This window comes from Pseudarthrobacter sp. NPDC058362, from assembly GCF_042723515.1.
Classification (GTDB): Bacteria; Actinomycetota; Actinomycetes; order Actinomycetales; family Micrococcaceae; genus Arthrobacter.
In genome coordinates, this window is the sequence record NZ_JBHXIW010000003.1 from 79171 (window position 1) to 105258 (window position 26088).

The window sequence follows — 26088 nt, forward strand, 5'->3', positions numbered from 1 at the left end:
CAATCCCCGAATCCTGCCAGTACCAGTGAAAGGCGCGCCCTGTGACGCAGTGCTGCATCAACCCGAGCATCCTGTCCGCCGACTTCGTCAATCTTGAGGCGGAACTGCACCGCATCGCCTCGGCCGACGCCGTGCATGTCGACGTCATGGACAACCACTTCGTACCCAACCTGACCATCGGCCTCCCGGTGGTCAAGCGGATCCAGGAGGTCAGTCCGGTGCCGCTGGACGCGCACCTGATGATTTCGGATGCGGACCGCTGGGCCCCGGACTTCGCCTCTGCCGGCCTCGCATCCGTCACCTTCCACGCGGAAGCCTCGATCGCCCCGGTCAAGCTGGCGCGGGAGTTGCGCGCCCGCGGCGCGAAGGCAGGCATGGCGCTGCGCCCGGCCACTCCGGTTGAGCCCTACCTGGACATGCTGCCGGAACTGGACATGCTGCTGGTGATGACCGTGGAGCCCGGCTTCGGCGGCCAGGCGTTCCTGGATATCACGCTGCCCAAGATCCGGCGGGCCCGTGCGGCGATCGACGGTTCGGGCATCGGTGTGGCGCTGCAGGTGGACGGCGGGATCACGGAGGAAACCATTATTCGGGCGGCGGAAGCCGGTGCCAACGTCTTTGTGGCGGGCTCCGCGGTTTACGGGGCCGACGATCCTGCCGCGGCCATCGGGCGGCTCCGCGACGCCGGCAGCCGGACGTTACGCACGGCGTCGGCGGAATAGCCGGAGGCTGCCGTAGGTTGTGGCACAATAACAACACACATACGTGCTCCGGGGTCGGTGTAAGTCCGAACCGGCGGTGACAGTCCGCGACCCGCGAGCCGGCAAGCTTTCCAGGAAGTTTCCGGCAGACGGTTGAACCGGTGGAATTCCGGTACCGACAGTTAAAGTCTGGATGAGAGAAGCACGTACAGCTGTACCTGTGGCGCCTGAGGGTGCCGCAGCCTTCTGCTGTCGTATACCCCCGGAGCCGTCGCGGCCCTAGAGGGAAGGAACGACACGGGAATGAACCCCACGCGGTGGCCGGCGGCAGCCGAAAATCCCGCCCAGAGGGCAGTTACTGCCTTCAGCGCCGGTGAGGTGCGCGCCATGGACGCCGCCCTCGAAACAGCCCGGCGCGGGCCCCGGGGAGCGAACCCCCTGGTGGGCGCCGTCGTCGTCGATTCCGAGGGCCGCCACCTTGTCACCGGCTACCACCGCGGGGCCGGAACCGCGCATGCCGAAGCGGATGCCATTGCCCAGGCCTCGGCGGCGGGGCTGGACCTCACCGGATGCACCATGCTGGTGACGCTGGAACCCTGCAACCATGTTGGCCGCACCGGACCGTGCGCCCAGGCGATCATCGCTGCCGGCATCACTGACGTGGTGTACGCGGTGGACGATCCCCACGACCCCGCCGCGGGCGGGGCAGCAACGCTGCGCGCCGCCGGCGTCAGCGTCCGGAGCGGCCTCGGCGCCGACGAAGCGCTGGACCTCAACCGCCAGTGGTTCGAGGCCGTCACGGCACGGCGTCCCTTCGTCACGCTTCACATCGCGCAGACGCTGGACAGCCGGATAGCCGCCGAGGACGGAACCAGCCAGTGGATCTCCAGCCCCGAATCGCTGGCAGACAACCACGGGCTGCGGAACCGCATTGACGCGATCCTGGTGGGAACCCAGACCGTGCTGGTGGACAATCCGCGGCTCACCGCCCGGGACGCCGAGGGCAACCCCGCCGGGAAGCAGCCGGTACGGGCCGTGATGGGCCTCCGGGATATCCCGGAAGACGCCGCCGTCCGGGGCGACGACGGGCTCATGGTGCACCTGCCCACCCGCGATCCCCACGAAGCGCTTTCCCTCCTGTACGGCCAAGGCGTACGCCACCTCATGGTGGAGGGCGGCTCGCGGATCCTCAGCACGTTCCTCACGGCCGGACTGGTGGACGAACTGATCATCTACCTGGCCCCCACGCTGCTCGGATCCGGTACGCCCGCACTGGACGGACTGGGCATCACCACGCTCGCCGACGCCCAGCACTGGGAATGGGACGGGTCCGATGGCGGTGCCGTGTGCACGCTGGGCCGGGACCTCCGACTCCACCTCAGGCCGCAACGCATTGTTGCCCTTGATCCACAACCATCCCGCACCACCGCGGAGCAAGCCCAGGAAGGCTACTGATGTTTACCGGAATTATTGCCGAACAGGGGCGGGTGCTCTCCGTCGAGCGCGACGGAGACGCCAGCGCCACCGTCCGACTCCACGCACCCGGCAGCACCGACGGGCTCCCGCTGGGAGGCTCCATCGCCGTCAACGGGGTGTGCCTGACGGCCACCGCCATCGACGGCCGCGATTTCAGCGTGGACGTCATGGGGGAGACGCTGATCCGCAGCACCATTGGCGAGCTGGCGCCGGGGGACGCCGTCAACCTGGAGCGCTGCGTTCCCGCCGGTGGCCGGCTGGATGGCCATGTGGTCCAGGGCCACGTAGACGGCGTGGGCACCCTGCAGGAGCGTGAGCACCAGGGGAACTGGGAAAGGCTCCGCTTCGGCGTCCCCGCCAGGCTTGCCCGGTACATCGCGGAGAAGGGCTCCATCGCCATCGACGGCGTCTCCCTCACGGTCACCGCCGTCAGCGACGCCGCCGTCCAGGATCCATGGTTCGAAGTGGGCCTTATCCCCACCACGCTGGCGGAGACCGGGCTGGGAGCCAAGGCCACCGGCGCCCGGGTGAACCTGGAAGTGGACGTCCTGGCCAAGTACACGGAACGGCTGCTGGCATTCCGCGGCACCGAAGGAGAAGCACGATGAGCGCCGCAGTACGCCTTGAAACCGGCGCCGGGACTGTGCCTGCGGCCCCGGGTTCCGCTGCCGGGCCGGCCGTTGTGAAGCTCCTGGATCCGGTCGAGGACGCCGTGCGCGCAATTGCCGCCGGTCGGCCTGTCCTGGTGGTGGACAACGAGGACCGCGAAAACGAAGGGGACATCATCTTCGCCGCGCAGTTCGCCACGCCTGCCCTGATGGGCTGGACCATACGGTACAGCTCGGGCGTGGTCTGCGTACCCCTGCCCGCCAGCCGGGCTGACGCGCTGGACCTGCCGCCTATGACCGCCGTCAACCAGGATTCCAAGGGCACCGCCTACACGGTGTCCTGCGATGCGGCCGTGGGGGTCAGCACCGGAATTTCGGCCACGGACCGGGCCGTGACGGCGCGGGTGCTGGCCGATCCGGGGGCAGGTCCCGCCGCTGTGACCCGCCCTGGGCATATTTTTCCGCTGCGCGCAGTTGACGGAGGTGTGCGGGAGCGCCCCGGCCATACCGAGGCCGCGGTGGACCTGTGCCGCCTGGCGGGTCTGGAGCCCGTGGGCGTGATTGCAGAGGTAGTGTACGACGACGGCGAGATGATGCGCCTCGACGGACTCCGGGCCTTCGCCGATGAGCACGGCTGCCCCCTGGTGTCCATCGAGGACCTGGCAGCCTATCTCGCCGCGGGGGAGCACCCGGTCGGCAGCCGAGCGGCTGCGGGTGGAACGAAGGAGAATTCATGACGGCATCTGTATCCGGCAACGGAAGGCACCAGGAGGGTGTCCATCCCGTCAGCGGAGGCCCGGTGGTGCAGCTGCCCACCGCTTTCGGCGATTTCGTGGCCCAGGCCTGGACGGACTTGGTTACGGGCGTGGAACACCTCGCCGTCAGCTCACCGAACCCGCCCAAGGACGGCAAGGCGCCGTTGGTGCGGCTGCACTCGGAATGCCTCACGGGAGACGTGTTTGGCTCCTACCGCTGCGACTGCGGCGAACAGCTGGCCTATGCGCTGGAACTGATCCACGAACACGGCGGCACCCTGCTGTACCTGCGCGGGCAGGAAGGCCGAGGCATCGGCCTGGCCAACAAGATCAAGGCCTACGCCCTGCAGGAAGCCGGCTTCGACACTGTGGAGGCCAATGAACAGCTGGGCCTTCCCGTAGACGCCCGCTGCTACAAGGCCGCCGCTCAGGTCCTCGCCGAGATGGGGCTGCACGAGGTCCGCCTCCTGAGCAACAATCCGGACAAGCAGAACAGGCTGGCCAGTGCCGGCGTGACGGTAGTGGAAATGGTTCCCACCGAAGTACCGTCCCGGGAACAGAACATCCGGTACCTGCAGACCAAGAAGGACCGTATGGAGCACCGGCTGCAGCTGGATAACCGCGTGGCCGCGCTGCCGGTCACTGCCCCCGATACCTTTAGCCACGAACAAGACTGAACGGAACAACCACCCATGAGCGGACACGGCGCCCCCACCATCGACCTGACCACCCTCAACCCGGACGAGACGTCGCGGCTCAAGCTGGCGATCGTCGCCGCCAGCTGGCATACGCAGATCATGGACGGCCTGCTGGACGGTGCCCTCCGCGCCGCCAAGGATGCCGGCATCAGCGATCCCACCGTGCTGCGGGTTCCCGGCAGCTTTGAACTGCCCGTTGCCGCCGCCCGCCTGGCTCCGCACTTCGACGCGGTGGTGGCGCTCGGCGTCGTTATCCGTGGCGGCACGCCGCACTTTGACTACGTCTGCCAGGCCGCGACGGCGGGACTCACCGACGTCAGCGTGGCCACCGGCGTGCCGGTCGGCTTCGGCGTGCTGACGTGCGACGACGAACAGCAGGGACTGGACCGGGCAGGCCTGCCAGGTTCCAAGGAGGACAAAGGCCACGAGGCCGTGACCGCGGCCCTGGCTGCCGCCGTCGTCCTCAAGCAGTACTGACCCGCGCCAGGGCGCGGCGCAGGGCAAACCCGGACGGGCGCGGTGTGTATTCCCTCACATCGCGTCCGTCATGCCCGGACCCGGTGAGCGCCCCGCGGGCCGCACCAAGTAGTCTGGAAGGCGTGAAGAATTTCGAGACGCTGTTCGCTGAGCTCAGCGAGAAGGCAGCCACCCGACCGGAAGGCTCCCGCACCGTCGCCGAATTGGACTCCGGCGTCCATGGCATAGGCAAGAAAGTCGTGGAGGAAGCAGCCGAAGTCTGGATGGCTGCCGAGTACGAGTCCGATGAAGCCGCGGCCGAGGAAATCTCCCAGCTGCTGTACCACCTGCAGGTCCTCATGCTGGCCAAGGGCCTGACCCTGGAAGACGTCTACAAGCATCTGTAGCCACCGGCCGGCGCGCGTTTTGCCGCCGGACCCGCCGTGGCCTGCATTTGCATGACCCCCAAGACCTCTTGAACCAGAAAGATTTTCCATGCTGCGAGTAGCCGTCCCCAACAAGGGATCCCTGTCCGAAGCCGCCTCCGCAATGCTGTCCGAAGCCGGCTACCGCCAGCGCCGCGACTCGCGCGAGCTGGTCATGGTGGACCCGGACAACGACATCGAGTTCTTCTTCCTCCGGCCGCGGGACATCGCGGTGTACGTGGGGCAGGGAACTCTCGACGTCGGCATCACCGGCCGCGACCTCCTCCTGGACGCCGAGGTTGAGGCAGAGGAGCTGCTTCCGCTGGGCTTCGCGGCATCCACCTTCCGCTTCGCCGGGCCCGTGGGTGACTTCTCCGCGGCCGAGCAGCTGGAAGGCAAGCGCCTGGCCACCAGCTACGACGGCCTCCTGCGCGGCTACCTGGCGGAGCGCGGCATCAACGCCAAGGTGGTCCGCCTGGACGGCGCCGTGGAGTCTTCCGTGCGCCTGGGCGTGGCCGATGCCATCGCGGACGTGGTGGAAACCGGCAACACCCTCAAAGCCGCCGGCATGGAAATCTTTGGCGAGCCCATCCTGAAGTCCGAGGCGGTGCTGATCCGCCGCACGGGCAACGGTTCCGCCAACGGCACGGCCAAGGAGATCGAGGTCCTCATCCGGCGGCTGCAGGGTGTCCTGGTGGCACGACAGTACGTCCTCATGGATTACGACATCCGCAAGGAACTCGTGGAGCAGGCTGCCGGCCTGACTCCGGGGCTCGAGTCGCCCACGGTCTCGCCGCTGCGCGACTCCGACTGGGTAGCGGTGCGGTCCATGGTGCCCAAGAGGGAAACGAACCGCATCATGGACGAACTCTACGACCTCGGCGCCCGCGCCATTCTGGTCAGCAGCATCCACGCCTGCCGCATCTGACCCGCACCCTTCGCACCGCAAAGCATTCCAGGAGTTATCCATGGCCGTAGCAGTCCGCGTCATCCCCTGCCTTGATGTCGACGCCGGACGCGTCGTCAAGGGCGTCAACTTCGAGGGCCTCCGCGACGCCGGCGACCCCGTGGAACTGGCGCACCGCTACGACAACGCCGGCGCAGACGAACTGACCTTCCTCGACGTCACGGCGTCCTCGGGCAACCGCGAAACCACCTTCGACGTCGTCCGGCGCACCGCCGAAGAGGTCTTCATTCCGCTGTGTGTAGGCGGCGGCGTCCGCGGCGTGGCGGAGGTGGACAAGCTCCTCAGGTACGGCGCGGACAAGGCTGCCATCAACACTGCTGCGGTGACCCGGCCCGAGGTTATCGACGAAATCACCCGGCACTTCGGTTCGCAGGTCCTTGTCCTGTCCGTGGACGCGCGGCGCACCCGCCCCGGATCGCAGCCCACGCCGTCGGGCTTTGAAGTGACCACCCACGGAGGACGGACCGGAACGGGCATCGACGCCATCGAGTGGGCGCGGGAAGCGGCCAACCGCGGCGTGGGGGAGATCCTGCTGAACTCGATCGACGCTGACGGCACCAAGGACGGCTTCGACCTCGAACTGATCCGGCTGGTGCGCGCGGCGGTCAAGGTTCCGCTGATCGCCTCGGGCGGCGCCGGCGAGCCGGCGCACTTCCCGCCGGCTGTGGCGGCAGGGGCGGATGCCGTACTGGCAGCATCGATCTTCCACTGGGGTCCCGATGACATGATCAGCCGGGTCAAGGACGAGATCCGCGCCGCCGGCTTCGAGGTCCGCTAGGGGTTAGAGGCCTACTTCTGCTGACTGGAGGAGGGCGACGGCGTCGGGCTGGCCTTCGAAGGTGACCAGGGCGTGGCGGGTGCGTCCGTGCGCGTGCATCAGCAGTTCTCCCGGCTCGCCCACGATGGCAACCGACACGGGAGCGCGCTTGGCGACGTGGCGGGGACCCGAAGGCCGGACCAGCACGATGCCGAGGTCCACGCCCCGGTAAAGGATCGCGGCACGTTTGACGAGTTCATCCCACAAGGCGTCCGAGTACTCCTCGTCCAGGGCCCGGGGTGCCCAGCGGTCCACGGCGCGGCGGACGTCCTCAGTGTGCACGAAGTATTCGATGAGGTTGGAGCTTTCGTCCAGCGCCTTGATGTTCATGGGGGAGAGCGCCGGCGGTCCGGCGCGGAAGGCGTTGACCAGGTCCGCGTAGTCGTCGGCCGTCTTGAGCCGGGCGGCGAGGCGGGCCGTAGCCTGGTCCGAGGCCTTGGCCAGGCGCTTGATGATCAGTCCGAGTCCGACGGCGGCCTTCCGCTCCCGGAGGTAAAGGTGCGCGGCGAGGTCCCTGGTACGCCAGCCCTTGCAAAGCGTGGGCGCATCAGGACCGGCCGCCAGCAGGGTTTCGGCCAGGACTTCTCGGGACGGTTCGACGAAATGCATCACTTGTGAAACTAGCACGACACGCGCGCAGTTGGGCAGCATGACCACGGCCGTCCGCGTGCCGCTGTTCACATCGGCTCCGGCATGGCCGAAGGCACTAGACTGGACCCGATGTCTGAGCAGCCCATCCCCACGTCCACGCCCGGGCCGACTGTGCCCGCGGGCCCCCTTCCGGCGGACCTTTCCGCCGCCCTGAAGCGTGACAGCGCAGGCCTGGTGGCCGCCGTCGTGCAGCAGTTCGACACCAACGAGGTGCTGATGCTTGGGTGGATGGACGACGAAGCGCTGCACCGCACGCTGACCACTGGCCGCGTGACCTTCTATTCGCGGTCCCGGCAGGAGTACTGGCGCAAGGGTGACACCTCCGGGCACGTGCAGTGGGTCAAGTCCGTGGCGCTGGACTGCGACGGCGATGCCCTCCTGGTGCGGGTGGACCAGGTAGGCGCCGCGTGCCACACGGGCACCCGGACCTGCTTTGACGGCCGGGAACTCAGCGTCACCACAGGAACAAGGACAGGCGGAACAGCTTAACCATGCAGGACCTTGGAATCATCAGCCCCGGACTGGACGAGTTCCGCGAGCTGGCACGGCACCGCCGGGTCATCCCCGTCACGCTCAAGGTGCTGGCGGACGCTGAAACGCCCATCGGCCTGTACCGGAAGCTCGCGCAGGGCCAGCCCGGAACCTTTCTGATGGAATCCGCCGCTGTGGGCGGTGCCTGGTCCAGGTACTCGTTCATCGGCGCGAAATCACGCGCCACCCTGACCACCAAGGACGGCCAGGCGCACTGGTTGGGTGAACCGCCCGCCGGCGTGCCGGTTGACGGCAGCCCGGTGGATGCCATCCGGGACACGGTCGAAGCCCTCCGCACGGACCGCTTTGAAGGGCTCCCGCCCTTCACCTCGGGCCTGGTCGGGTTCCTCGGCTGGGAGACCGTCCGGCACTGGGAACGCCTGGTCAGCCCGCCGGAGGACGACCTGCACCTGCCCGAGATGGCCCTTAACCTGGTCACGGACATGGCTGTGCACGACAATGTGGACGGCACCGTGCTGCTCATCGCCAACGCCATCAACTTCGACGACAGCTCCGAGCGCGTCGATGAGGCGTGGGAAGACGCGGTGTCCCGGGTCAAGGCCCTGCTCACCCGGATCAGCACGCCCGTCGCCCAGCCGGTCTCGGTCCTGGAGCCGGCAGCCCTGGACTTCGCCTCCAGCGTGCAGGAGCGCTGGGACGAAAACGAGTACCTCGCAGCGCTGGACCGCGGCAAGGAAGCCATCGTGGACGGCGAAGTGTTCCAGGTGGTCATCTCGCGCCGCTTCGAGATGGACTGCGGCGCGTCACCGCTGGACGTCTACCGGGTCCTGCGGAACACCAATCCCAGCCCGTACATGTACATCTTCAGCCTCGCCGACGCCGACGGACGGGAGTACTCGATCGTCGGATCGTCGCCCGAGGCCCTGGTAACGGTCACGGGTGAAGAGGTCATCACCCATCCGATCGCCGGCTCCCGTCCCCGCGGCAAGACCGTCGAGGCGGACAAGGCCCTGGCCGAGGAACTTCTGGCGGACCAGAAGGAACGCGCGGAGCACCTCATGCTGGTGGACCTGTCCCGCAACGACCTCTCCAAGGTGTGCGTGGCCGGGACAGTAGACGTCACCCAGTTCATGGAGGTGGAACGCTTCAGCCACATCATGCACCTGGTCTCCACCGTGGTGGGCCGGCTCGCCCCGGAAGCCACAGCCTACGACGTGCTCAAGGCGACGTTCCCGGCCGGCACGCTCTCGGGCGCGCCCAAGCCCCGTGCACTGCGGCTCCTGGACGAACTGGAACCGCACCGCCGCGGCATCTACGGCGGCGTGGTGGGCTACCTGGACTTTGCCGGGGACATGGACATGGCCATTGCGATCCGCTCCGCCCTGCTCCGCGAAGGCCGCGCGTATGTGCAGGCAGGCGGCGGCATTGTGGCGGACTCGGTCAATCCCACCGAAGCGCTGGAAACCGTCAACAAAGCTGCGGCCCCGCTCCGCGCCGTGCACACCGCGGGCTCGCTGCACAACATCTCCGCCGAGTCCCTTCCCGGCGGGAAAGAGTCCTGATGCCCGCGTGGGCCCGCAAGTCCACGGTGGTCCTGCTCATCGCCGTCCTTGCGCTGGCGGTTTTCGGAACCACCACCCAGACCTGGCTGTCCGTCTCGCTGGATCCGGCGCAGGCTGGCGCCGGGGGAGACGTCCTGGACGTGCAGGGCAGCAAGGCCGCGACGGCGGTGACGGCCCTCGCCCTGGTCGCCCTTGCGGGCGGGCTTGCCGCATCGATCGCCGGCAGGATCGCACGCTGGGTCATCACCGTGATCATCGTGCTGGCTGCGGCGGGCATTGTCGCGGCCGCAGCCACTGTGCTGGCCGACCCGCTGGCCGCCGCCCAAGGCTCCATCGCCGCCGCTACCGGCGTTTCGGGCGGCCAGGCGCAGGTGGAAGCCACCGCCTTTCCGTTCCTCGCCGTGGCCTGCGGCATCCTGCTCGCCCTGGCGGGGCTGCTGGTGGTTCCCGCAGGCCGGCACTGGAAGGCCCGGACCAAGTATGACGTGGCGGGCCGTGGAACGGCGGCGGCAACAGCTGGGCCCGTGGACGAGATCGACAGCTGGGACCGGCTTTCCCGCGGCGACGACCCCACCTGACCGGCAGCGTGACGGTAACCGTTCACCGCCGCCGGTTCCCGGATACGCGGACGGTGCCCAAAAAATGGCAGAATGTAAGCAGCATTTACCCCTGAGGAGATTTCCATGAGCAAAGCACCCGCGTCCGTTTCCGACTCCGGCACCCGCGTTGTGGCCCCCGGCGCCATTGACCACAGCCAGGAACTCGGCCACGGCAACAGCCCCGCTGCCTGGACCTGCGTCATCGTGATGCTGGTCGGCGCGCTCATTGCCTCCATTGCCTTCGTTATCGCCAGCACCCCCATCTTCATCGTGGGCGGCGCCATCATGGTCCTCGGCCTGATCCTCGGTTACGTCATGCGCAAGGCAGGTTACGGCGTCGAAGGCAGCAAGCTGAAGAACTCCGGCCACTGATGGCAACTGTTCTCGATGACATCAACGCTGGTGTCAGGGAGGATATGGAAGCCCGGAAACGGCTCGTTTCCCTCGCTGAACTGAAAGACCGCGCCCAGGCGGCGCCGGCCGCCCGGGACGCCTGGGCAGCCCTCGGTGGCACTGCGCCTGTCCGGGACCAGCTCAGGGTCATTGCGGAGATCAAGCGCCGCAGCCCCTCCAAAGGCGACCTGGCCGGCATCGCCGATCCGGCGTCCCTTGCCCGGCAGTACGCCGACGGCGGTGCTTCCGTCATTAGCGTCCTCACCGAACAGCGCCGGTTCAGCGGGTCCCTGGCGGACCTCGACGCCGTGCGTGCCGCCGTCGACGTACCCTTGCTGCGCAAGGACTTCACGCTGGACGAGTACCAGATCTGGGAGGCCCGCGCCCACGGCGCCGACCTCATCCTGCTCATCGTTGCGGCCCTATCCGATGCCCAGCTTGAGGACTTCAGCGCCCTGAGCCACGAGCTCGGCATGAACGTGCTGGTGGAGACGCACACGGAAGAGGAAGTCGAGCGGGCCGCTGCCGCCAAGGCGCGCATCATCGGCGTCAACGTGCGGAACCTGAAGACGCTCGACGTCGACCGTTCGGTTTTTGCCGCGCTGGCAGGCGGCGTGCCGGCCGGTGCGCTGGTAGTCGCTGAATCCGGCGTCAGGGACGCTGCCGACGTCACCCACTACGCCGCCAGCGGCGCCAACGCCGTGCTGGTGGGCGAGGCCCTGGTCAGCCACTCCACGCCGGCGGATCGCATCGCCGAATTCACCGCCGCAGGGGCCGCCGCCATCGCCGCCCGCGGCTGACGGCAGCGGTCCGGTCCCCGGAGCGGGGGCCGGGAATGCCTGCCACCCCGGAGCCACTGCCGGGGCACCCGATTTTGCCCGAACAACTGGAACAGGACGGACTGATGGCCCACGCACCCTCCGGCGCAGCCCACAACGATGCCGATCACAACGCCACGGAAGCCTTCCTGCAGGGCGGCTCCCTCCGCCACGCGCCGGGGCCGTACTTCGGCAACTATGGCGGACGCTGGATGCCGGAATCCCTCATCGCCGCCCTGGACGAACTCGAAGAGACGTTCAACCAGGCAAAGGACGATCCTGACTTCCGCGCCCAGATCGCGGACCTCAACAAGAACTACTCGGGCCGCCCGTCACTGCTGACCGAAGCCAAGCGGTTCTCCGGCCACGCCGGCGGAGTCCGGATCTTCCTCAAGCGCGAGGACCTGAACCACACCGGCTCGCACAAGATCAACAACGTCCTGGGCCAGGCGCTCCTGGCCAAGCGCATGGGCAAGACCCGCGTCATTGCCGAGACCGGTGCAGGCCAGCACGGCGTGGCCAGCGCCACCGCCGCAGCCCTGATGGGCCTCGAGTGCGTGGTGTACATGGGTGCCGAGGACTGCCGCCGGCAGGCGCTGAACGTTGCCCGGATGGAGCTGCTCGGCGCCACCGTTATCCCCGTGACCAGCGGATCCCAGACACTCAAGGACGCCATCAACGATGCGCTCCGCGACTGGGTGGCCAACGTGGACCACACCCACTACCTGCTGGGCACCGCGGCGGGGGCGCACCCGTTCCCGGCCATGGTGCGTTACTTCCACGAGGTTATCGGCGAAGAAGCCCGGGCCCAGATCCTGGAGCAGGAAGGCCGGCTGCCGGACGCTGTCTGTGCCTGCATCGGGGGCGGCTCCAACGCCATCGGCATCTTCCACGGCTTCCTCGACGATCCGTCCGTGAAGATCTACGGCTTCGAGGCAGGCGGTGACGGCGTGGACACCGGCCGGCACGCTGCCACCATCACCCTGGGCAAGCCTGGTGTGCTGCACGGCGCCCGCTCGTACCTCATGCAGGACGATGATGGCCAGACCATCGAGTCGCACTCCATTTCGGCGGGGCTTGACTACCCGGGCGTTGGTCCGGAGCACTCGTACCTGGCGGACATCGGCCGCGTCAGCTACGAGCCCATCACGGACAGCGAGGCCATGGATGCCTTCCGCCTCCTGTGCCGGACCGAGGGCATCATTCCCGCCATCGAGTCAGCCCACGCGCTGGCCGGAGCCATCAAGGTGGGCCAGCGGCTCGCCCAAGAGGATCCCGCCGCCGCTGCCGGGAAGATCGTGATCGTGAACCTGTCCGGCCGCGGCGACAAGGACGTGGCCACCGCGGCTGAATGGTTCAACCTGCTGGACAAGGGTTCGGCCGAGTCGGAAATCGGTAAAGAGGGTGAGCAGCTGTGAGCGGCGCAGAGACGGCAAGCGGGGTACAGATGACCAGCAAGGCGGCAGCGGCGATCGACCGGGCCCGTGGCGAGGGCCGTGCCGCCCTCGTCGCATACCTGCCCGCGGGCTACCCCAGCGTCGAGGAATCCATTGCCGCCGGCGTTGCTGCGGCCCGCAACGGCGCAGACCTCATTGAGGTGGGCATCCCCTACTCAGACCCCGTGATGGACGGCCAGGTTATCCAGGCCGCCACCACCCAGGCCCTGGCGAACGGCTTCAAGGTGGGCCAGGTGTTCGACGTCGTCGCCGGAATCACCAGCCAGACCGATGCTGCCGTCCTGGTCATGACCTACTGGAACCCGGTGGTGCGGATGGGCGTGGACGAGTTTTCCCGCCGCCTCGCGGAAGCCGGGGGAGCGGGACTCATTACCCCGGACCTCATTCCCGATGAGGCAGCCGAATGGATCGAGGCTTCTGACAAGTACGGGCTGGATCGGGTGTTCCTGGTGGCGCCATCTTCCACCCCCGGGCGCATGCAGCGCACGGTGGACGCCAGCCGCGGCTTCGTGTACGCCGTGTCCATCATGGGCGTCACCGGAGCCCGGACGTCCGTGAGTACGGCTGCAAAGGACGTCGTGGCTGCCGCACACGCTGCCGGAGCGGAACGTGTGTGCGTCGGCCTGGGCGTGTCCAACGCCGACCAGGTCCGCGAGATCGCCGCCTACGCAGAAGGCGTCATCGTCGGCACGGCCCTGGTCAAGACCCTGGGTGACGGCGGCGTGGACGCAGTCGGTGCCCTCACCCGAGACCTCAGCACCGGCCTGGCCAGGAAAGAAGAAGCCTAAGCAATGCAAACACTCCTGCAGGCTGCCGCCCTGGTGCCGGCCAGTATCCCCAGCCCGGACTGGTCCGGCTTCGACATTCCCCTGCCGTGGGGTGCCCTGCGCATCCACGCCTACGCGCTGTGCATCCTTGCGGGAATCGTGGCCGGACTGTGGCTGACCTCGGTCCGCTGGGCGAAGCGCGGGGCGCCGGAAGGGAGCGTGTGGGACATCGTCATCTGGGCCATCCCCTTCGGCATCATCGGCGGGCGGCTCTACCACGTCTTTTCGTCCCCTGACGCGTACTTCGGACCCGGCTTTGACGGGACCGGGGACCTGTCGCTGATCCCGCAGATCCAGCGCGGCGGTCTGGGCATCTGGGGCGCCGTCCTCCTGGGCGTCGTCGGCGCCTGGATCGGCTGCCGCCGCAGTGGCGTCAAGCTCACCGCGTTCCTCGATGCGGCCGCCCCCGGACTGCTCCTGGCCCAGGCCATCGGGCGCTGGGGCAACTACTTCAACCAGGAACTCTTCGGCGGCCCCACCACCGTACCCTGGGGCCTCGAAGTGGACGCCGACAACCCCAATTTCCCGGCCGGCATGGCCGAGGGCACGCTGTTCCACCCCACGTTCCTGTATGAGTCCCTGTGGAACGTTGCCGGCGTCATCATCCTGCTCGCACTGGACCGCCGGTTCAACTTCCGCCGCAGCCGTCTGTTCTGGCTGTACGCCATGTACTACACCCTGGGCCGCGTCTGGATCGAGGCCATGCGTATCGACGACGCGGAACAGATCTCCCTGTTCGGCATAACTACCCGCCTCAACGTGTGGACCAGCATCTTCGTTTTCCTGGTGGCGCTGGCCGCCTTCGTGCTCCTGGGCCTCAAAGGCCGCCCGCAGCCGGATACGCCATACCTGCCGGGCAAGGAGCCCGCACCGGTGGCCGCAGGCGCGGCAACCGGTGCTGCCGCAAATGACGTCCGTGATCCGGACTCCGTTGTCTCAGATAGTGAATCGCGTGATAATCTCCGTGATAACCACAGCGGTTCCCGGCCTGCTTCCGACCCCACGGAAGAAGCCGCGGCGGCACCGTCCGGCCCCAGGCCCGGCACGGATGCACCGGCCGCCGGATCTTCCGGCAGCACAGCCACGGGATCCGCGCCAGAGGCCGGCGACAGCAAGTAGCCGGCTCGAAGGGCAGGCGAGCCACCGCTCGAACAGCCCGCAAACCACAGCGTCGTGGCATGGGATCCGCCGGATCAGCGTACAGCTGGCCTTCGGTGTAGCCCGGGGCAGGGGCCTGCGTAACTCTTCGTTCAGCAGGCCGAGCTGACCTACAATTTCCTGTAAATAACACTTTGTTGTGCCCATCACACCGGCGCCGACGAGTGGGGCCAACGGTGTCCCTTCCATACGCACGATCAGGAGGAAGGACGTCTCCCATGACCCAAACTCTTCACACTCCCAGCTGGTCCGAACCGGATCAGCCTGAGGCTGCCATGTCGCCGTTCAAGCGCTTCGCGGCCCTCCCTGACGCGGGCGGACTGTACAACCCCGAGCAGGAAAAGGACGCGTGCGGCCTGGCCATCATCGCCACCCTGCGCGGCGAACCTGGCTACGACATCGTCGATGCCGCCCTGACCGCCCTGCGCAACCTCGAACACCGCGGCGCTGTGGGTGCTGATGAGGGGACGGGCGACGGCGCCGGCCTCCTCATGCAGATCCCGGACGAATTCTTTCGCGCCGTCACCGAGTTCGAACTGCCGGCATCCGGCCAGTACGTGGCTGGCACTGCGTTCCTCCCCGCGGAGCAGCGCGAGGCCGAGGCCGCCCGCGCCGGCATTGAGGGCCTCGCTGCCGACGAGGGACTGAAAGTCCTTGGCTGGCGCGAAGTCCCGGTTGTAGCAGACCTGGTGGGTGCCATGGCCCGCGCCTGCATGCCGTACTTCTCCCAGCCCTTCCTGGCCTCGGCCACGGGCGAGGAGCTGGACCGGAACGAACTGGACTCCCGCGCCTGGCGGATCCGCAAGCGTGCCCAGAACAAGTTCGGGGTCTACTTCCCCTCGCTGTCCTCGCGCACCATCGTCTACAAGGGCATGCTCACCACGGCACAGCTGGAGCCGTTCTATCCGGACCTTTCGGACAAGCGGTTCAAGACCAAGCTGGCCATCGTGCACTCCCGGTTCTCCACGAACACTTTCCCGTCCTGGCCCCTGGCGCAACCGTTCCGCACCATCGCACACAACGGTGAAATCAATACCGTTAAGGGCAACCGGAACTGGATGCGTGCCAGGCAGTCCCAGCTGGCCAACCCGCTCCTGGGCGATTCCCCGGAAGAGCTGTACCCGATCTGTACCCCGGGTGCCTCCGACTCCGCGTCCTTCGACGAGGTGGCCGAGCTTTTGTGGCTCTCCGGGCGTCCCATCACGCACTCGATCATGATGATGATCCCCGAGGCGTGGGAAAACCACGCCACGATGGATCCTGCCCGCCGGGCGTTCTACGAATACCACTCCCTGCTCATGGAGCCGTGGGACGGTCCTGCCGCCGTATCCTTCACCGACGGAAACGTCGTGGGCGCCACCCTGGACCGCAACGGACTGCGCCCGGGCCGTTACTGGATCACCGAGGACGGCCTGGTCGTCTTCGCCTCCGAGGTTGGCGTGATCGACGTCGAACCTGCCAAGGTGGTCAAGAAGGGCCGCGTTTCCCCCGGCAAGATGTTCCTGGTGGACACGGGCGAAGGCCGGATCATCGACGACGAAGAGGTCAAGGCCGAAGTTGCCGCGGCCAACCCGTGGGCCGAGTGGGTCAAGGACAACCTGATCGACCTGAACGAGCTGCCCGAGCGCGAGCACGTGGTGCACACTGCGGCGTCCGTGAACATCCGCCAGCGCACGTTCGGCTACACCACCGAGGAACTGAAGATCCTCCTGGGCCCGATGGCCCGGACCGGCGCCGAGCCGCTGGGCGCCATGGGTTCCGACACCCCGGTGGCTGTCCTCTCCAAGCGCCCCCGCCTGCTTTTCGACTACTTCGTGCAGTCCTTTGCGCAGGTCACCAACCCGCCGCTGGACGCCATCCGTGAAGAACTGGTCACCTCGCTGACCTGCGCCATCGGCCCCAACGGCAACCTGTTGGACACTAAGCAGGTTCGCCAGCCGCAGGTCCAGCTGCCCTTCCCGGTGATCAACAACGACCAGCTGGCCAAAATCGCCAACATCGAGGATGCCGACGGCAACCGTGTGGCCATGAAGGTCCGCGGCCTGTACCGGCCCGAAGGCGGCGAGAACGCCCTGCGTGCCCGCCTGACCGAAATCTGCGAGCAGGTTTCCGGCGCCATCAACCGCGGCGTGCAGTACGTGGTGCTCTCCGACCGTGACTCCAACGCGCAGTGGGCCCCCATCCCGTCCCTGTTGCTCGTCAGCGCCGTGCACCACCACCTGCTGCGCAGCGCCAACCGCACCAAGACCGCACTCGTCGTGGAGGCCGGTGACGTCCGGGAGACCCACCATGTCGCCGTACTGATCGGTTACGGCGCGTCCGCAGTGAACCCGTACCTGGCCATGGAATCGGTGGAGCAGCTGATCGCTGCCGGCGACGTCACGGGCGTGACCCCGCAGGACGGCGTGTACAACCTCATCAAGGGCCTGGGCAAGGGCGTCCTGAAGATCATGTCCAAGATGGGCATCTCCACGGTGGCCTCCTACACCGGCGCCCAGACGTTTGAAGCGCTCGGCCTGGGCCAGGAACTGGTGGACGAGTTCTTCGCCGGCACGCACTCCCAGCTGGGCGGCGTGGGCCTGGACGTCATCGCGGCCGAAGTGTCCGCGCGCCACCAGATGGCCTACCCGGAGGGTGGCATCGAGCAGCCGCACCGACCCCTGCTGGGCGGCGGCGAGTACCAGTGGCGCCGCGACGGCGAGCCGCACCTGTTCAACCCGGAGACCGTTTTCCGGCTGCAGCACGCCACCCGTGAACGCCGCTACGACATCTTCAAGGCGTACACCAAGGGCGTGGACGACCAGTCCACGAACCTGATGACCCTCCGCGGGCTGCTCAAGTTCAAGAACGAGCGGCCGCCCGTTCCCCTGGAGGAAGTGGAGCCAGTCTCCAGCATCGTCAAGCGCTTCTCCACCGGTGCCATGAGCTACGGGTCCATCTCCAAGGAAGCCCACGAGACGCTCGCCATCGCGATGAACCGGCTGGGCGGCAAGTCCAACACCGGCGAAGGCGGGGAGGACGTTGAGCGCCTGCTCGATCCGGAGCGCCGCTCCGCGGTCAAGCAGATCGCGTCGGGCCGGTTCGGCGTAACCAGCCTGTACCTGACCAACGCCGATGACATCCAGATCAAGATGGCCCAGGGCGCCAAGCCCGGCGAAGGCGGCCAGCTGATGGCGCAGAAGGTCTACCCGTGGGTGGCCCGGACGCGGCACTCGACGCCCGGCGTCGGACTCATTTCCCCGCCCCCGCACCACGACATCTACTCCATCGAGGACCTGGCGCAGCTGATCTACGACGCCAAGCGGGCCAATCCCTCGGCGCGCGTCCACGTGAAGCTCGTGTCCGAAGTGGGGATCGGCACTGTGGCGTCCGGCGTGACCAAGGCGAAGGCCGACGTCGTACTTGTCTCCGGGCACGACGGCGGCACCGGCGCTTCCCCGCTGAATTCGCTCAAGCACGCCGGCGTTCCGTGGGAGCTCGGCCTGGCCGAGACCCAGCAGACGCTGATGCTCAACGGCCTGCGCGACCGCGTGGTCGTGCAGGTGGACGGACAGCTGAAGACCGGCCGCGACGTGGTCATTGCCGCCCTGCTGGGCGGGGAGGAATTCGGCTTCGCCACCGCTCCGCTCGTGGTTGAAGGCTGCATCATGATGCGCGTCTGCCACCTGGACACCTGCCCGGTGGGCGTCGCGACGCAGAACCCGGAACTCCGCGCACGCTTCACCGGCAAGCCGGAATTCGTGGTCAACTTCTTCGAGTTCCTGGCCGAGGAAGTCCGGGAAATCCTGGCTGAGCTTGGCTTCCGCAGCCTCGAAGAGGCGATCGGCCACGCAGAGGTGCTGGATGCCCGTGAGGCGATCGACCACTGGAAGGCCGAAGGGCTGGACCTGGACCCGATCCTGCACGGCCTGGAGTTCGACGACGATGCGCCGCTGCGGAACATGACCGGCCAGAACCACGAGCTGGACAAGCACTTCGACCAGCGGCTGATCACCATGGCCGCCGAGGCGCTGACGGACCGCAGCCCGGTGAAGATCACCGTCGACGTGATTAACACGGACCGGTCCGTGGGCACCATGCTGGGGCACGTGGTCACCAAGACCTTTGGCACGGACGTGTTGGCGACGGACACCATCGACATCACGCTGAACGGCACAGCCGGGCAGTCGCTGGGCGCGTTCCTGCCAGCCGGCATCACCCTGCGGCTCTACGGCGACTCCAACGACTACGTGGGCAAGGGCCTCTCCGGCGGCCGCATCGTGGTGCGCCCGGACCGGACCAATGTGTTCAAGGCGGAGGACAATGTCATTGCCGGCAACGTGATCGGCTACGGCGCCACCAGCGGGGAACTGTTCCTTCGCGGCCACGTGGGCGAACGCTTCCTGGTCCGCAACTCCGGTGCCACGGCCGTCGTCGAAGGCATTGGCGACCACGGCTGCGAGTACATGACCGGCGGCCAGACGCTGATCCTGGGCCGCACGGGCCGGAACTTCGGCGCCGGCATGTCCGGTGGAACCGCATATGTCCTGGACCTGCGGACCACCCGCGTCAACAAGGAAGCGCTGCAGTCCGGGGAGCTCCAGCTCCTGGAGCTGGACGCCGAGGACCGCGACATCGTGCACGGCCTGCTGGTCAAGCACGTTGAAGAAACCGATTCCCAGCTGGCAGCGCGGCTCCTCGAGAACTTCGATGACACCGCTGCCCGCCTTACCAAGGTGCTGCCGCGCGACTACGCGGCCGTACTGCAAACCCGTCTCGACGCCATCGAAGAGGGCCTGGACCCCGACGGCGAAGAAGTATGGTCTCGAATCCTGGAGGTGACCGGTGGCTGATCCACGCGGATTTCTGAAAGTACGCCAGCGTGAAACCCAGCCGCGCCGTCCCGTTCCCGTCCGCATCATGGACTGGAAGGAAGTGTACGAGGCGCAGGAGAAGGGCACCCTCAAGGCCCAGGCCGGGCGCTGCATGGACTGCGGCATACCGTTCTGCCACCAGGGCTGCCCGCTGGGTAACCTCATTCCCGAGTGGAACGACCTCACATGGCGGGACAAGGGCGAGGAAGCGATCGAGCGGCTCCACGCAACGAACAACTTCCCCGAGTTCACCGGCCGGCTGTGCCCGGCACCCTGTGAAGCGTCCTGCGTGCTGGGGATCAACCAGCCTGCGGTGACCATCAAGCAGGTTGAGGTCTCGATCATCGACGAAGCGTGGGACCACAACTGGGTCCACCCGCTGCCGCCTGCACGCCTGACCGGCAAGACTGTCGCCGTCGTCGGCTCCGGCCCTGCCGGCCTGGCCGTCGCACAGCAGCTGACCCGGGTGGGCCACACCGTTGCCGTGTACGAGCGCGATGACAAGATCGGCGGCCTGCTCCGCTATGGCATCCCCGACTTCAAGATGGAGAAGGAGCAGGTGGACCGCCGCATCGAGCAGATGAAGGCGGAAGGCACCCGCTTCCGGACCGGCGTTAACGTGGGCACCGACGTGACGTGGGAGCAGCTGCGGAGGCGCTATGACGCCGTCGTGATCTGCACCGGCGCCACCGTGCCCCGCGACCTGCCCATCCCGGGGCGTGACCTCGAGGGCGTCCATTTCGCTATGGACTACCTGGTACCGGCCAACCGCGCGGTGGCGGGGGAGACCATGGAGAACCAGATCCATGCGCAGGGCAAGCACGTTGTGATCCTGGGCGGCGGCGACACCGGCGCGGACTGCCTGGGCACCGCACACCGCCACGGCGCGGCTTCGGTGACTACGCTGGCCATCGGCAAGCAGCCGCCGGCCGAGCGTGCCAGCCACCAGCCGTGGCCGACGTTCCCCACCTTGTTCGAGGTGGCCAGCGCACACGAGGAAGGCGGCGAGCGTACGTACCTTGCATCCACCGTTGAGTTCGTGGGCGAGAACGGCACGCTCACCGGCGTGAAAGTGGCCGAGACCGAGTTCGTGGACGGCAAGCGCCTGCCCAAGGCCGGTACCGAGCGGATCATCCCGGCGGACCTGGTGTTCCTGTCCCTGGGCTTCACCGGAGCCGAGCCGGCCGGCATCACCGAACAGGTGCACGCGGAATTCGACGGCCGGGGCAACGTGTCCCGCGATGGGTACTACATGACCAACACTGAGGGCGTGTTCGTGGCGGGCGATGCCGGCCGCGGCCAGTCGCTCATCGTGTGGGCCATCGCTGAGGGGCGTGCCGCTGCCGCTGCCGTGGATCAGTACCTGATGGGTACCACGATCCTGCCGGCGCCGGTCGCTCCGACGGACCGCGCCATCGCCGTCCTGTAAGGGTGCACCGGGGGTTCACCTGCACGACAACTTAACCAATGCAAGAGACCAATAGGGTAGGTATATGAGACGCGCAAAAATTGTGGCCACATTCGGCCCGGCAATTGCCAGCTATGAAAACACCCTCGCAGTGTTGGAAGCGGGTGTTGACGTCGCGCGGATGAACATGAGCCACGGCGATTACTCCGTGCACGACAACACGTATGAGAACGTCCGCAAGGCGGCAGCTGACCTGGGCAAGGCCGTGGCCATCATGGCCGACCTGCAGGGCCCCAAGATCCGCCTGGGCCGTTTCGTTGACGGCCCGCACGCCCTCGCTGTTGGTGACACGTTCACCATCACCACCGAGGATGTTCCAGGCACCAAGGACATTTGCTCCACCACGCTGAAGAGCCTCACCGAGGACGTCAATGTGGGCGATGCCCTGCTGATCGACGACGGCAAGGTGGCCCTGCGGGCCACCGCCGTGGACGACGTCAAGGTTGTTGCCGAGGTGACAGTCGGCGGCATGGTGTCCAACAACAAGGGCATCAACCTCCCGGGTGTGGCCGTCAACGTTCCCGCGCTGAGTGAGAAGGATGAGGACGACCTCCGCTGGGCCATGCGCCGCGGGGTTGACCTGGTCGCGCTGTCGTTCGTGCGTGACGCCTCGGACATTGTCCGCGTGCACGAGATCATGGATGAGGAAGGCCGCCGGGTTCCGGTGATCGCCAAGATCGAGAAGCCGCAGGCCGTGGACCAACTCCACGAGATCGTGGACGCGTTCGACGCAATCATGGTGGCCCGTGGCGACCTGGGCGTGGAGCTTCCGCTGGAGGAAGTGCCGATCGTGCAGAAGCGCGCCATCGAGCTGGCCCGCCGCTGGGCCAAGCCGGTCATCGTGGCGACGCAGGTCCTGGAATCCATGATCGATAACCCGCGCCCCACGCGTGCTGAAGCTTCGGACTGCGCCAATGCGGTGCTGGACGGTGCGGACGCAGTCATGCTCTCGGGCGAGACCAGCGTTGGCAAGTACCCCATCGAGACGGTCAAGACGATGGCGCGGATCATCGAATCCACGGAAGAGCATGGCCTTGAGCGCGTTCCCCCGCTGGGGACGAAGCCCAAGACCCGTGGTGGCGCGATCACCCGTGCCGCCGTCGAAATCGCCGACCAGCTGGACGCCAAGTACATCTGTGCGTTCACGCAGTCCGGCGACTCGGCACGCCGCCTGTCCCGCCTGCGGCCGGTGAAGCCGGTCTTCGCGTTTACCCCGGTGGAGCAGGTCTGGAACCAGCTGGCGCTGACCTGGGGCATCCAGCCCGTGCTGGTACAGATGGTGGACCACACCGACGAGATGACCGCGCAGGTAGACCGCAGCCTCGAGGAAATGGGATTGGTGGACGACGGCGACCTGGTGGTTATCGCCGCAGGCTCACCTCCCGGCAAGGCCGGTTCCACGAACTCGCTGAAGGTCCACAAGGTGGGCGACCTCGCCGATTCGACCCGCGGCGAGTCCGCTGCGGCGCGCGAAAAGCTCGGCCCCTGGCCCGAGAAGAAAAAGAAGCAGGCTTAGGCCTCAAACTAAAAAGGGAGGTTTCCCGCCGGTTGGCGGGAAACCTCCCTTTTAGTTTCGGCTCTTGCCTAGTTGACCTGGTTGATGATGGTTTCCGCGACTTCGCGCATGCTCAGGCGGCGGTCCATGGAGGTCTTCTGGATCCAGCGGAAGGCCTCGGGCTCGGTGAGGCCCATCTTGGTGGTGAGCAGGCTCTTGGCCCGCTCGACGAGCTTACGGGTGGCGAACTGTTCCTGCAGGTCCGTCACTTCGCTTTCGAGTGCCTTGATTTCCTCATGGCGGGACAGAGCAATTTCTAAGGCGGGGATGAGGTCTGCCGGGGTGAACGGCTTGACGACGTATGCCATGGCGCCGGCGTCCCGGGCGCGCTCGACGAGTTCTTTCTGGCTGAAGGCAGTAAGCAGGACGACGGGGGCGATGCGGGCCTTGACGATCTTTTCCGCGGCGGAGATCCCGTCCATCACCGGCATCTTGACGTCCATCAGCACCAGGTCCGGCTTCAGCTCTTCGGCGAGCTGGACGGCCTTCTCGCCGTTGTCCGCTTCGCCGACGACCTCGTAGCCTTCACCGCGCAGGATCTCGATGATGTCGAGGCGGATGAGGGTTTCGTCCTCGGCGACGACGACGCGGCGCGCCGGCTGGGACGTGGGTGTTGACTCCGTCTGTTCAGTCACGGGATCTCCTTGAAAAAGGTACGGCGGGACAACTCCATTTTAGGTGCCGTCCCGGGCTGTACTTGGCCTGCATGGTCAGTTGCGGCATCAGCGGCGCGATTCTGGAATTCAGCCTATCTGCATGTAGAGTAATTCCGCGTACGTGAAGCGATCGCGTTGCTCACAGTAAGCTGTGGGCGTAGCTTGGTTGGTCACGTAATCCGCGCCCGAGTGGCGGAATTGGCAGACGCGCCGCACTCAAAATGCGGTATCGAAAGGTGTGTGGGTTCGAGTCCCACCTCGGGCACAGTGTTTCCGCAGGCCAGAGGCCAGTTTGCACTTTGAGTGTTGACAAAAGCGTCCAAAGTGTTGACAGCGGCGTACCGTTTTTATGTGGCTAGTATCCGTAAACGCACCAAGAAGGACGGCACAACGTCCTACATGGTGCTGTGGCGGGATCCGAAGAGCCGCGAGCAGCAGGGCCTGACTGTCCTCACCCTCGTGGAAGCTGAGACCCTCAAGCGGCTCCTGGACGCCAACGGCCAGTCCTTCGAAGTCGCGCAACACGCGATGCTCACCAACGAGAAGCGCACCCCCAGCGTAGCGGACGTCATCCAGGAACACATCGACCTCTTGGTCCGGCCATCGAGCGGAACCACCAAGACCTACCAGGTAATGCTGGACCGGCACATACGGAACGTCATAGGGCACGTCCCGGTGGACAAGCTGGATTACCGCCTTATCGCACACTGGGTGAAGGCGATGGCTGCGAAGGGCTTGGCGCCGAAAACCATCCACAATATCCATGGCCTGATTTCGGCCGCTATGAACACCGCGGAGATGCTCGGGTACATCACACGCAATCCCTGCCGTGGTGTGCAGCTGCCGCCCATCGAAAAGGCGGAGGACGAGGCAATGTTCCTCACCCATGCCGAGTTCAGCTTGATCATGGAAGGCATGGGGGAGCGGTACAAGGCTTTCACGAACTTCCTGGTCATGACCGGGACGCGGTTTGGAGAGGCCACCGCCCTGACGGTGGCGGATGTGGACCTGCTCTCCAGGCCTCCAACTGCCCGGATCAACAAGGCCTGGAAACGGGACGGGCAATCCCAGTTCTACCTTGGCCCCACAAAGACCGGTGCCGGCAAACGCACCATCGGGCTTAACCCCGCACTCGTCGAGCTCTTGATTCCTTTGGTCGCCAGCAGGCAGGGGAAGGAATTGGTGTTCACAACGCCTACAGGCGGCCGGATCATCCACAAGCTCTACTGGCACCACTATTGGGTCCCAGCTGTTCGCACGGCGCAGGCCATCGGACTGACCAAGAATCCACGGATCCACGACCTGCGGCACACCCATGCCTCCTGGCTGATCCAGGATGGCGTGCCTCTCTTCACTATCTCGCGCCGGCTGGGACACGCCTCTACAAAGACGACGGAGCAGGTCTATGGGCACCTGATGCCCGAGGCGCTGCAGGTAGGTGCTGACGCTACCGAGCGCTCGGTGACTGGATTCATGCGCTGATGGGTTCGAGTCATGTCGGCAAACTTCCATCCCGGCATGAAAGTGGAAACCAGCTCCTTCCGTTTGGAGGTTTCCATGGACATCGAGTTCTTCGAGCCCGCCGAAGCTGCCGCCCTCATGCGCTGCACGGAGTCGTGGCTGCGTGACGGGGCCACCAGCGGACGTTTTCCCCATGCCTGCTGGGGGAAGGGAAAGATCATCTTCACTTCGGAGCACATCCTGGAGATCGCGAAGCTGAGCGAGATTCTTCCCGGCAGTAGTCCACGGCCGACGCTCCCGGTGAGGAGGCAGGGAGCCCAGGAGAGGCTAGTCGGTACTCGGGCCAAAGTCCGACTTGCCGCGGCTACTTGAGCTCGTGCGCTATGACCGCTGACCACAGCAGAACGATGAAGAAAGCCCGCTTTGGCGTTAGATCCGTTGGCGCCGCAGTCGCCGTTCTTCTGGTTGTCTTCGTGAGTGGACGCGGAACCGTGGGCGATGACCCTGATGCAAGTGAGTCCACGCCTGCGGTCCGTGGGCAGTACCTCGCCAGTGAGGCGGTCAAGGCGATGGCCCAGTTAGAGACCCTCCCGGTGAAGGGTCTTGGGCCAAGGACCGGCTACTCGCGCGACGAGTTCGGTCCGGCCTGGGCCGACACGGACCACAACGGCTGCGACACGCGTAATGACATCCTCGCCAGGGATCTGACCGACGAAACTTTCAAGTTGGGCACCAACAACTGCGTGGTCACCACCGGCACCCTTGCCGACAAGTACACCGGGACCACCATCAACTTCGTCCGCGGCCACAACACCAGCGCCGCCGTGCAGATCGATCACATCGTTGCACTCGGTGACGCCTGGCAGAAGGGCGGACAGCAACTCAGCACTGATCAGCGCGAGGAACTGGCCAACGACCCCCTGAACCTCATGGCTGTGGGCGGGCACACCAACAGCGCGAAGGGCGACAAGGACGCCGCTGCATGGCTGCCGCCAAACACCGCCTTCCGTTGCGATTACGTGTCAAAGCAGGTGGTGATCAAAGCCAAGTACAGTCTCTGGGTCACCCGGGCCGAGCATGAGGCAATCCTCGACATTCTCGAGGGCTGCACATGCACAGCCATGGATTCTGGTGTTCGGCCCCAGCTGGGGAGAGGGTCGACGGCGTCAGTGTTCTGGGACTCTGACACACCTTTCTCCCTCCCCACGATTGTCGGCGCCCGGGAGGACCATTGA

General features: G+C 66.5%; 25 protein-coding genes, 1 tRNA gene and 1 riboswitch. Of the genes, 24 read left to right on the forward strand and 2 right to left on the reverse strand.

The features are described from left to right. Positions 1-41: 41 nt before the first annotated feature. The 9 genes from rpe to hisF all read left to right on the forward strand — a co-directional run bounded on the left by rpe (position 42) and on the right by hisF (position 6864). The gene (gene rpe, locus ACFWIX_RS07960; RefSeq protein WP_377215584.1) at positions 42-722 is read left to right on the forward strand and encodes a ribulose-phosphate 3-epimerase; all 681 of its coding nucleotides are present in this window, start codon (positions 42-44) and stop codon (positions 720-722) included. A gap of 39 nt (positions 723-761) precedes the next feature. After that, a riboswitch (FMN riboswitch) is annotated at positions 762-911 on the forward strand. A gap of 93 nt (positions 912-1004) precedes the next feature. Next, positions 1005-2156, forward strand: coding sequence for a bifunctional diaminohydroxyphosphoribosylaminopyrimidine deaminase/5-amino-6-(5-phosphoribosylamino)uracil reductase RibD (gene ribD, locus ACFWIX_RS07965; protein ID WP_377215585.1), 1152 nt, complete (start codon positions 1005-1007; stop codon positions 2154-2156). Then, the gene (locus ACFWIX_RS07970; RefSeq protein WP_377215586.1) at positions 2156-2785 is read left to right on the forward strand and encodes a riboflavin synthase; all 630 of its coding nucleotides are present in this window, start codon (positions 2156-2158) and stop codon (positions 2783-2785) included. Before ribD ends, ACFWIX_RS07970 begins: the two co-directional genes overlap by 1 nt. After that, positions 2782-3522 (forward strand): 3,4-dihydroxy-2-butanone-4-phosphate synthase, encoded by a 741-nt coding sequence (gene ribB / locus ACFWIX_RS07975; protein ID WP_377215587.1) that lies wholly within the window; start codon positions 2782-2784, stop codon positions 3520-3522. The genes ACFWIX_RS07970 and ribB overlap by 4 nt, the downstream gene beginning before the upstream one ends. Beyond that, positions 3519-4217 (forward strand): GTP cyclohydrolase II, encoded by a 699-nt coding sequence (gene ribA, locus ACFWIX_RS07980; protein ID WP_377215588.1) that lies wholly within the window; start codon positions 3519-3521, stop codon positions 4215-4217. The genes ribB and ribA overlap by 4 nt, the downstream gene beginning before the upstream one ends. A gap of 15 nt (positions 4218-4232) precedes the next feature. Beyond that, positions 4233-4715: a 6,7-dimethyl-8-ribityllumazine synthase gene (ribH, locus tag ACFWIX_RS07985; RefSeq protein ID WP_377215589.1), complete on the forward strand. Its 483-nt coding sequence runs from the start codon at positions 4233-4235 to the stop codon at positions 4713-4715. 122 nt (positions 4716-4837) lie between these two features. Beyond that, positions 4838-5101 (forward strand): phosphoribosyl-ATP diphosphatase, encoded by a 264-nt coding sequence (locus ACFWIX_RS07990; protein WP_015936881.1) that lies wholly within the window; start codon positions 4838-4840, stop codon positions 5099-5101. An 88-nt stretch (positions 5102-5189) separates the two neighbouring features. Next, on the forward strand, positions 5190-6047 hold the full coding sequence (gene hisG / locus ACFWIX_RS07995; RefSeq protein ID WP_377215590.1) for an ATP phosphoribosyltransferase: 858 nt from the start codon (positions 5190-5192) through the stop codon (positions 6045-6047). A 40-nt stretch (positions 6048-6087) separates the two neighbouring features. Next, the gene (gene hisF, locus ACFWIX_RS08000) at positions 6088-6864 is read left to right on the forward strand and encodes an imidazole glycerol phosphate synthase subunit HisF (RefSeq protein WP_377215591.1); all 777 of its coding nucleotides are present in this window, start codon (positions 6088-6090) and stop codon (positions 6862-6864) included. A gap of 3 nt (positions 6865-6867) precedes the next feature. Here hisF and ACFWIX_RS08005 read toward each other — a convergent pair whose 3' ends face one another. Further along, the gene (locus tag ACFWIX_RS08005) at positions 6868-7512 is read right to left on the reverse strand and encodes a TIGR03085 family metal-binding protein (protein ID WP_377215592.1); all 645 of its coding nucleotides are present in this window, start codon (positions 7510-7512) and stop codon (positions 6868-6870) included. 111 nt (positions 7513-7623) lie between these two features. On the opposite strand from ACFWIX_RS08005, the gene hisI reads away from it, so the two are divergent. The 11 genes from hisI (at position 7624) to pyk (ending at position 22697) form a co-directional block, all read left to right on the forward strand. Next, the gene (gene hisI, locus ACFWIX_RS08010) at positions 7624-8043 is read left to right on the forward strand and encodes a phosphoribosyl-AMP cyclohydrolase (protein WP_377215593.1); all 420 of its coding nucleotides are present in this window, start codon (positions 7624-7626) and stop codon (positions 8041-8043) included. Between the two features lie 2 nt (positions 8044-8045). Then, complete coding sequence (locus ACFWIX_RS08015) at positions 8046-9608, forward strand: anthranilate synthase component I (RefSeq protein ID WP_377215594.1); 1563 nt, start codon at positions 8046-8048, stop codon at positions 9606-9608. After that, the gene (locus ACFWIX_RS08020; RefSeq protein WP_377215595.1) at positions 9608-10186 is read left to right on the forward strand and encodes a Trp biosynthesis-associated membrane protein; all 579 of its coding nucleotides are present in this window, start codon (positions 9608-9610) and stop codon (positions 10184-10186) included. Before ACFWIX_RS08015 ends, ACFWIX_RS08020 begins: the two co-directional genes overlap by 1 nt. A 105-nt stretch (positions 10187-10291) precedes the next feature. Beyond that, positions 10292-10579: an HGxxPAAW family protein gene (locus ACFWIX_RS08025; RefSeq protein WP_377215596.1), complete on the forward strand. Its 288-nt coding sequence runs from the start codon at positions 10292-10294 to the stop codon at positions 10577-10579. Then, the gene (gene trpC / locus ACFWIX_RS08030; protein WP_377215597.1) at positions 10579-11400 is read left to right on the forward strand and encodes an indole-3-glycerol phosphate synthase TrpC; all 822 of its coding nucleotides are present in this window, start codon (positions 10579-10581) and stop codon (positions 11398-11400) included. The genes ACFWIX_RS08025 and trpC overlap by 1 nt, the downstream gene beginning before the upstream one ends. A 104-nt stretch (positions 11401-11504) precedes the next feature. Continuing rightward, the gene (gene trpB / locus ACFWIX_RS08035) at positions 11505-12836 is read left to right on the forward strand and encodes a tryptophan synthase subunit beta (protein ID WP_377215598.1); all 1332 of its coding nucleotides are present in this window, start codon (positions 11505-11507) and stop codon (positions 12834-12836) included. Positions 12837-12865: 29 nt separating this feature from the next. Then, positions 12866-13663, forward strand: a complete 798-nt coding sequence (gene trpA / locus ACFWIX_RS08040) for a tryptophan synthase subunit alpha (protein WP_377215902.1) — start codon at positions 12866-12868, stop codon at positions 13661-13663. Between the two features lie 3 nt (positions 13664-13666). Continuing rightward, entirely contained in the window at positions 13667-14821 is a 1155-nt protein-coding gene (gene lgt / locus ACFWIX_RS08045; protein ID WP_377215599.1) for a prolipoprotein diacylglyceryl transferase, read from the forward strand. A gap of 257 nt (positions 14822-15078) precedes the next feature. Further along, a complete protein-coding gene (gltB, locus tag ACFWIX_RS08050) occupies positions 15079-19692 on the forward strand; it encodes a glutamate synthase large subunit (RefSeq protein ID WP_377215600.1) in 4614 nt (1537 codons plus the stop codon). Further along, a complete protein-coding gene (locus tag ACFWIX_RS08055) occupies positions 19685-21142 on the forward strand; it encodes a glutamate synthase subunit beta (RefSeq protein ID WP_377215601.1) in 1458 nt (485 codons plus the stop codon). The genes gltB and ACFWIX_RS08055 overlap by 8 nt, the downstream gene beginning before the upstream one ends. A gap of 64 nt (positions 21143-21206) precedes the next feature. Then, entirely contained in the window at positions 21207-22697 is a 1491-nt protein-coding gene (pyk, locus tag ACFWIX_RS08060) for a pyruvate kinase (protein WP_377215602.1), read from the forward strand. A gap of 68 nt (positions 22698-22765) precedes the next feature. Here pyk and ACFWIX_RS08065 read toward each other — a convergent pair whose 3' ends face one another. Then, positions 22766-23371 carry an ANTAR domain-containing response regulator gene (locus ACFWIX_RS08065; RefSeq protein ID WP_377215603.1) on the reverse strand — a complete coding sequence of 202 codons (606 nt, stop codon included), beginning with the start codon at positions 23369-23371 and terminating at the stop codon, positions 22766-22768. A 204-nt stretch (positions 23372-23575) separates the two neighbouring features. On the opposite strand from ACFWIX_RS08065, the gene ACFWIX_RS08070 reads away from it, so the two are divergent. The 4 genes from ACFWIX_RS08070 (at position 23576) to ACFWIX_RS08085 (ending at position 26088) form a co-directional block, all read left to right on the forward strand. Continuing rightward, positions 23576-23657, forward strand: a tRNA-Leu gene (locus ACFWIX_RS08070). Positions 23658-23743: 86 nt separating this feature from the next. Beyond that, a complete protein-coding gene (locus ACFWIX_RS08075; RefSeq protein WP_377215604.1) occupies positions 23744-24874 on the forward strand; it encodes a tyrosine-type recombinase/integrase in 1131 nt (376 codons plus the stop codon). 75 nt (positions 24875-24949) lie between these two features. Continuing rightward, on the forward strand, positions 24950-25225 hold the full coding sequence (locus tag ACFWIX_RS08080; protein WP_377215605.1) for a hypothetical protein: 276 nt from the start codon (positions 24950-24952) through the stop codon (positions 25223-25225). 101 nt (positions 25226-25326) lie between these two features. Then, complete coding sequence (locus ACFWIX_RS08085; protein WP_377215606.1) at positions 25327-26088, forward strand: HNH endonuclease family protein; 762 nt, start codon at positions 25327-25329, stop codon at positions 26086-26088.